Below are 7,694 nucleotides of genomic sequence, written 5' to 3'. Positions count from 1 at the left end.
GTAACACCAGTGCTTAGTGTAGCTAGTTCCTTTACTCCCAAATCAACACCAACAGCATCATGTTTTTTAATAGTTGGCTGACATTCTTGTTCATAAGAAAAAGCTATGTACCAGCTATCAGCAGTCCTAGAAATAGTAATGCTTTTGCAAGTAGTATGAGGCAATCCTTCATAAGTTTTTACCCATCCAATTGTTGGTAGTTTTATTGATATACCACCTACAGGAATTGGTTTACCACCTGCATCAATTGTAAAACTATCATTTTTCCCTTTCTTTTTGAAGTTGGGATATTTAGACTGTCCTTTAAAAAATCTCTGGAAAGCCTCACCTAAACTATCAAAGGCGTATTGAGTGATTTTTTGGCAAATACCCTTTTCTTTAATCCATGCCAATTCAGGTTTTACATGATTATTAAAGAATTTTTTGAGGATGTATTTGTTTGGCTTTAATCCATCTTTATGCAAAGAAGCCCAAGTTGCTAAACCCCAATTATAGGTAAACCTTGCTATACCAGCGTGTTTAGCCATTAATATTTCTTGAGTTTTATTTAACTTGAGTTGTGTTTTGATGGATAAAAGCATTTGCTGATGTCAACACTATACTTTATTATTTAATTCTGACACATTTTGCCTAATTTTTTAGTCAACTTATTCCATGTATACGTCAAATACTTGTAGTTTTGTATGTACTTGTATAGGTTTGTCTAGTAAATTGTCAACTTAGGACAAGCTCTTAAACTCTCTTACCTTTGTGTCCTTTGCACGCCAGTTGCTACAAGTCGGCAGAGCTGCCCAACGCACTGGCTCGTCTTTGCGGTTCAATCATAAGCTGTTGTTCCTTTAACTTGAATAATTAATACAAACAAGATGCTTGTGCTACTGTAACTTCAGATTTTTTAATTATACAGTTTAGCTGCACATCAGCTTATCAGGACTTTGGATCATTTTTCCGTTAGATAAAAATAAATTTACACATTGGGGATGCTACCGTTTTTATTTGCCATTAATTTAGACTTTACAAATTAGACTTTACAAATTAGACTTTACAAATTAGACTTTACAAACATCCTCTCATTCTCTCATTGTTCATCTACTGATTGATCAAATTTATCAAAAATTCTGACTCCTTACCAAGTTTTCAATCATATTGTATATACCACAGTATGTCTTACCTATTCAATTATTTGCAATCAATTAATATTAAACTAAAAATTTTCCTGTTAGTCAGTATTCTAGCTTTATGTATAATTGTTATTTCTATCAATCCTATTGATAAGCAAACGCCAGTTAAATTAATTGGCAATACTAACGAAATAATTAGGAATAGGCATAATAGTAATAATGTAGATGCTACAGGAAAATTTCAAGTAATTTATACTCCTTTACAGCGCAAACATTTTATCAAAAGACAAGAAAGATTCCAAAAATATCAATCATTTGAAAAATTAGCCCAAAAGCTAAATAGAGTTTTAATTATGCCCAATGATGTCAAAATTGTTTTGGGTGACTGTGGTGCTGTCAACGCCTATTATAAATCCTCTGAACATAGTATTACTCTTTGCTATGAATTAATAGATAGATTCACAGATGTATTTATGGAATACTATCAATCAAGGGAATTAAATATTAATGAACCGGAAATAGTTAATAAAGTTAATCGTCGGGTAGCAGGTACAACGGTTTTTACTTTTTTCCATGAATTAGGACATACACTCATCGAAGAATTAGATTTACCTGTAACTGGTAAAGAAGAAGATACAGTTGATGAATTTTCGACAATTTTATTATCAGAATTAGGACAGGAATTTGCAGCTTTAGCTTCTGCTATCCAATTTGGTTTATCTGGAAATCAGGAAATGGAAAGTGTAAGTCAAGATTTATCTTTTTGGGATGAACACTCTTTGAATTATCAAAGGTTTTATAATATTATTTGTTTGGTTTATGGTAAAAACCCCAAAGAGTATGATGTTTTGGTAGAAAATATAGGTATCCCACCAGAAAGACAAACTACTTGCCGAATAGATTATAATAAAAAACTAAAGGCTTGGCGAACTATACTCAATCCTCATTTAAGAGAAGGTATGAATTTATTATAATCAGAGTTGGAAGAATTTAGGAGTCATACCAATTCTTGATAAAGATGCGCTAAATTCAAGAATGAACTAACCGCAAAGGACACAAAGGACACAAAGAAAGAAGGAAATAAGAGATGAAGAATTTAGGCGCAGCCTCATAAAGAAATTGGATCAGAAGTCACTTAACTGTTAACAGTTAACAGTTAACAATAAAGCATGAATAATGATAACTGATAACTATTCACTTTTTTCTGTCACCTGTCACCTGTCACCTGTGAACTATATGATTCCATCTAAAAAAGTTTATTTTTTATTAGGTTTAGCAATTGCTGTATCACCCATTTTATCCATGATTGTGGGTATTTACCAAAGCATCACTTTAACTTTGTTATTTGATGCTGTGGTTTTAGGATTGATGGTTATTGATAGTTTAAAAGTGAGAAAATCTCGCGTTAAAATTAGTCGGGAATTACCCTCACGTTTATCTATTGGCCGTGATAATCCAGTAGTGTTAAAGGTAGAATCAGGAAATACAAATAGTATTATTCAAATTCGTGATTACTATCCGACAGAGTTTACTGTTTCTACATCGACTCTCAGCGTTAATCTTTCTGCAAATAACACCCAAGAGATAACTTACACTGTACAACCAAATCAAAGAGGAGATTTTCCTTGGGGAAATATTCAAGTACGACAGTTGGGAAATTGGGGGTTAGGGTGGGATGATTGGCAAATTCCCCAAAATACACGGGTGAAAGTGTATCCTGATTTAATGGGGTTGCGATCGCTCTCGATTCGTCTGACATTACAATCATCTGGTTCTATCCGCAAAGTTCGTCAAATGGGTATAGGAACAGAATTTGCAGAACTGCGGAACTATCGCAGCGGTGATGATTTGCGGTTTGTCGATTGGAAAGCTACCGCTAGACGTAGTTATGGTAACACAGGTCCATTAGTCAGAGTTTTAGAACCAGAACAGGAACAAACTGTACTGATTTTACTAGATCGTGGGCGATTGATGACCGCCAGAGTCCAGGGTTTACAGCGATTTGACTGGGGTTTAAATACCACATTATCCTTAGCATTGGCGGGTTTACATCGGGGCGATCGCGTTGGTGTAGCTGTATTTGATCGTCAAGTACACACCTGGATACCCCCAGAACGGGGACAACATCACCTTAATCAACTAATTGATCGACTTACTCCCATTGAACCAGTATTATTAGAATCTGATTATTTAGGCGCTGTCACTCATGTAGTTCAACAGCAAACCCGCAGGGCGCTAGTAGTGGTAATTACTGACTTAGTTGATATTACGGCTTCTTCAGAACTTCTCACTGCACTCTGCAAATTAGCACCCCGTTATTTACCTTTTTGTGTCACCCTCCGCGATCCCCAAGTTGACCACATAGCACACAATTTTACTGACGATATCACAACAGCTTATACTCGTGCAGTATCTCTAGATTTATTAGCACAAAGACAAGTTGCTTTTGCCCAATTAAAACAAAAAGGTGTTTTGGTTCTGGATGCACCAGCAAATCAAATTTCTGATCAATTAGTTGAAAGTTATCTAAAACTTAAAGCCAGAAATCAGCTTTAGCAGGAGTCAGGAGGAAGAATTACCCTTACTGCTAAAATATCTTCCTCTTCATTCCTTTTTAATTTTTAACTTTTAATTTTTAATTTTTAATTTTTAATTTTTTATCCCTTAACCAATTTATTTTTACGATTACAATACAGCACTAAAAATATAAACAATCCCATTCCTGCTAAATATTTAATCGGGTCTGGAACAATAGGATTAGGTGAGAAAAAACCTTCAATAATTCCAGCTATAATTAACATCGGCACAATTCCAAATACCAATTGTGCAGCTAGAGAACTATAATATTTAATTGCATCTCGACGGCGATATTTACCAGGAAATATAATTGCTTTGGCTATTAAAAGTCCAGCCCCACCTGCAAAAAAGATAGCGGGTAATTCTATTGAACCGTGAGGAAACACAAACGCCCAAAATGGATAAGCGAGATTATTTTGAGCAACTAAAGTACCAACCGCACCAATTAATAAACCGTTAAATATCATAATATAAATTGTGTATAATCCGGCAGTAATTCCTCCAGCGACAGCAACAAAAGACACGGAAATATTATTAATCATAATATTGCTGGATGCCAAAGGTTCAATACCGACAATAGAACCCATCCATAACTCACCTTTATCTCGGACTTGGGAAATTATCTGGTTTGGTACTATCAGCGACATAAAACTGGGATCTTGCCAAGCATACCACCAAGCTACTAAACCACCTAAGATAAATAAAGCTGTGGCGGTGGCTATGTATGGAAATGTTTGCTGCACTACAGCCGGAAATCCAAAACGGTAAAATTCTACCGCTGCTTGCCATTCTTGTTTGCGTGAACCCTGATAAATTTGAGTATAGGCGCGAGTTGTTAGGGATTGTAAACTTTGAATTAAAGTATTCCCTACTTCCTGGGTACGAGCGCGGGCTAAATCTGCCGCTACAGAACGATATAAACTGGCTAACTCTCTAATTTCCCCATATTTGAGAGATTTTAACTTTTTTTGTTCTACTTTCCGCAATAGAGAATCTAGACGTTGCCAATTTTCCTCTCGTCTGCCGATCCAACGTTTAATATTCATAAAATTTCCGGGTACTGAGTTTAATTTAGCTTAATATGGACTCAAAATTGCCAACTGTAATTTTCAGGAACATTTACTACTATGTCTGACAACTTGGGTTATACCAGTAATGCTGAACCATTAAGTATTGGTAATGTGGTTAGTGCCGCAGTCCGTTTATATCGTTCTCACCTCAAAGAATATTTTATACTGGCTTTGAAGGCTTATCTTTGGGTGTTGTTACCAATTTATGGCTGGGCAAAGTTTTATGCTTTATCAGCTTTGATTGGTCGTTTGGCCTTTGGTGATTTGGTGAATCAACCAGAAAGTGTTCATGCGGGTGAAAGGTTCGTTAATTCCCGTCTTTGGAAGTTTTTCGGCACATTGATCTTAATGTTTTTTATCAGTGTGGGTATTATGATCGGTTTTCTAGTTGCGGGGGGTTTGTTGTTGGGTATTATGGCTGCGGTTTTGGGAGTACAAAATGGCAATCTGTCTAATATTGGTATTTTTGTGTTAATAGCAATTTTAGTCAGTGTTGTTGGTATTGTGGGGATTGTCTGGTTGGGAACTAGATTTTATGTAGTGGATCTACCCCTAGCTATTGAAGAAAATGTTGATGCTATTTCTACTATTCAACGCAGTTGGGAGTTAACTAAAGGCTATGTAGGCAGAATATTTATAATTTCTTTTGTAGCCCTTTTAATCACATTGCCACTGCAAATTTTAGTACAGATTATTACAACTGTGATTCAGCTAATTTTCACACCCCTATTAGCTGATGGTTCTCCGGTTTTTTCTCTGATATTTATTGTTTTATTTCTAGGTATAATTGTATCTAGTAATGCTGCAATTTTACCTTTTTTGCAAACTGTCAAAGCTGTAATTTACTATGACCTAAGAAGTCGGCGTGAGGGTTTAGGTTTGGAGTTACGTGACCGAGAAATTTAAAGCAAAATTGAAAAATAATTTCCAATCATGCACCTTTTCAACAGAATCAAATTCAGCACCCCGGAAAGCGTTGAGTTAGAATTTACCTTAGCTGGTATAGGAAGTCGAGCTTGGGCGTTAATTATTGACTACCAGATTTTGGCTTTAAGTTTAGCTCTGTTTATCGCAGTCTGGGCATTTATTTCTAATCAATTATATGATATTGGTTCAGAGATTTTTGGTCCTGGTTTTGGTTTATGGATGACTGCGATCGCTTTCCTGATTCTTTTCTTTATTTACACAGGTTATTTTGTTTTTTTTGAAACTCTCTGGCAAGGACAAACCCCTGGTAAACGCATTGCAAAAATTCGTGTGGTGCGAGATGATGGCAGACCTTTGGGTTTACAACAAGCTTCTCTCCGGGCTTTACTGCGTCCTATTGATGAGACTTTGTTTATTGGCGCTTTTTTAATTATGTCTATTAAAAGTGAAAAGCGCCTTGGTGATTTAGTCGCAGGAACGATAGTAATTCAAACCCAACAAGTTAATAAATCTGCCAATCTTACTATTTCAGATGAGGCAAAATCTTTTTATATCAGTTTGCAAAAAATCTCGGATTTATCTCAATTATTGCCTGATGATTTTGCCATTATTCGTGAATATTTACAACGCCGCAATGGAATGTCTAAAAAAGCTCGGTCATCTCTATCACTAAAATTATCTGAGCAGGTAAAATCTATTATAAATTTAACAATTTTACCTGCTGATATTTCCTCTGATGTTTTTTTAGAAGCTGTTTATTTAGCCTATCAACAACCAGAGTTTTAAGCAGCAGGCAGCAGGCAGGATAAAGAAGAAAGAAACATATTTATTCCCAGTCACCAGTCCCCAGTCCCCAGTCACCAGTCCCCAGTCCCCAGTCCCCAGTCCCCAGTCCCCAGTCCCCAGTCCCCAGTCCCCAGTCACCAGTCCCCACTCACCAGTCCCCAGTCACCAGTCCCCAGTCCCCAGTCACCAGTCCCCACTCACCAGTCCCCAGTCCCCAGTCACCAGTCCCCACTCACCAGTCACCAGTCCCCAGTCACCAGTCCCTATTCCCTGACAACTAACAAATTAAAACTCTAAACTCGTAAATTCAGGTTGACGATAATAGGCTGTCATATCGTCAAACTTTCTTAATTCAGCCTGATGAATTACAATTTCGGGAAAATTCAACAGCCATTGTTGATTTAATTCAGATAACAAATTACTGAGTTGTACCCGATCTAAATCAGTAGGAATTTCGCCAAAATAACCTAATGTAACATGAGCAGTAAAGTGGTAATGTTGCTCAATTCCCAAACCCATTAATTTGCGATTTTGATAAATCAACCGCCTCAGTTGAATAATTTCTTCATAGGATCTTTCATCTTTGGGTATTAAACACACCGCTAAAGCTCTTGGCATTACTATTAGTCCTAGCATTTGCCAAGAAATGGGATTACTGACTTCACCCCGCAACTGTTGATACTGCTTAAACAAATTCCCTAAGCAAGTATTTAAATCCTGTTCAAATTGGGGATTTTTCTCAGTAGCATGAATGTAAGCATGATCCCAAATCAAGTCCGCTAAGGTGAAATGAAAACTGGCAGGAGGTAGAGGTACAATCAAATCAGAATTGATTGGTAACTCTAACAGCGATCGCTGAAAAGTCTCAATTTGGCTGTAAAAATCAGCGTTCTGTGTATCTTCTGCTGCTGGTGGGGTAATCAGTGTATAACCAGGAAATGGTGCTGGTTTTCTGACTCCATCAACAGGTTTAAATTTATAAGATTCCTGGATATGCTGAACTTGGGTTTTGTAAGATTCTGGTAGCGTCATGCGTGCTACCCGATTTAAATAGGTTTGGTAGTTGTCGTCCAATCTTCTTAGCCTCGCGCTCTCTTGATAGATTGTAGGAAAATTTACATAATTTGACCAAGTTATTTTATTTGGGGACTGGGGACTGGGGACTGGGGACTGGTGACTGGGGACTGGGGACTGGGGACTGGGGACTGGGGAC

At 37.0% G+C, this 7,694-nt stretch carries 7 protein-coding genes; 4 read left to right on the top strand and 3 right to left on the bottom strand.

Annotation, left to right across the window (positions count from 1 at the left end; all coding sequences use genetic code 11):
• Positions 1-581, bottom strand: a 581-nt coding sequence (locus H6F47_RS25930; protein ID WP_190651639.1) for a helix-turn-helix domain-containing protein, incomplete at its 3' end; no start/stop codon positions are given.
• Between the two features lie 581 nt (positions 582-1,162).
• On the opposite strand from H6F47_RS25930, the gene H6F47_RS25925 reads away from it, so the two are divergent.
• Both H6F47_RS25925 and H6F47_RS25920 read left to right on the top strand, forming a co-directional pair.
• On the top strand, positions 1,163-2,095 hold the full coding sequence (locus H6F47_RS25925) for a DUF4344 domain-containing metallopeptidase (RefSeq protein WP_187041332.1): 933 nt from the start codon (positions 1,163-1,165) through the stop codon (positions 2,093-2,095).
• A 262-nt stretch (positions 2,096-2,357) separates the two neighbouring features.
• The gene (locus H6F47_RS25920; protein ID WP_187041331.1) at positions 2,358-3,677 is read left to right on the top strand and encodes a DUF58 domain-containing protein; all 1,320 of its coding nucleotides are present in this window, start codon (positions 2,358-2,360) and stop codon (positions 3,675-3,677) included.
• A 101-nt stretch (positions 3,678-3,778) separates the two neighbouring features.
• Here H6F47_RS25920 and H6F47_RS25915 read toward each other — a convergent pair whose 3' ends face one another.
• Positions 3,779-4,744, bottom strand: a complete 966-nt coding sequence (locus tag H6F47_RS25915) for a stage II sporulation protein M (protein ID WP_190651637.1) — start codon at positions 4,742-4,744, stop codon at positions 3,779-3,781.
• 81 nt (positions 4,745-4,825) lie between these two features.
• Here H6F47_RS25915 and H6F47_RS25910 point away from each other — a divergent pair, with 81 nt between their 5' ends.
• Together H6F47_RS25910 and H6F47_RS25905 are read left to right on the top strand one after the other, a co-directional pair.
• Entirely contained in the window at positions 4,826-5,674 is an 849-nt protein-coding gene (locus tag H6F47_RS25910; protein WP_190651635.1) for a DUF975 domain-containing protein, read from the top strand.
• 27 nt (positions 5,675-5,701) lie between these two features.
• A complete protein-coding gene (locus H6F47_RS25905) occupies positions 5,702-6,481 on the top strand; it encodes an RDD family protein (protein WP_190348756.1) in 780 nt (259 codons plus the stop codon).
• A 285-nt stretch (positions 6,482-6,766) separates the two neighbouring features.
• On the opposite strand, the gene H6F47_RS25900 is transcribed toward H6F47_RS25905, so the two are convergent.
• On the bottom strand, positions 6,767-7,555 hold the full coding sequence (locus tag H6F47_RS25900) for a DUF1868 domain-containing protein (RefSeq protein WP_137669588.1): 789 nt from the start codon (positions 7,553-7,555) through the stop codon (positions 6,767-6,769).
• Between the last annotated feature and the right edge of the window lie 139 nt (positions 7,556-7,694).

Source organism: Sphaerospermopsis sp. FACHB-1094 (assembly GCF_014696195.1).
Taxonomy (GTDB): Bacteria; Cyanobacteriota; Cyanobacteriia; order Cyanobacteriales; family Nostocaceae; genus Sphaerospermopsis; species Sphaerospermopsis kisseleviana.
The sequence above is the reverse complement of the archived record's forward strand: the minus strand, read 5'-3'. Positions and strand labels throughout refer to the sequence as shown.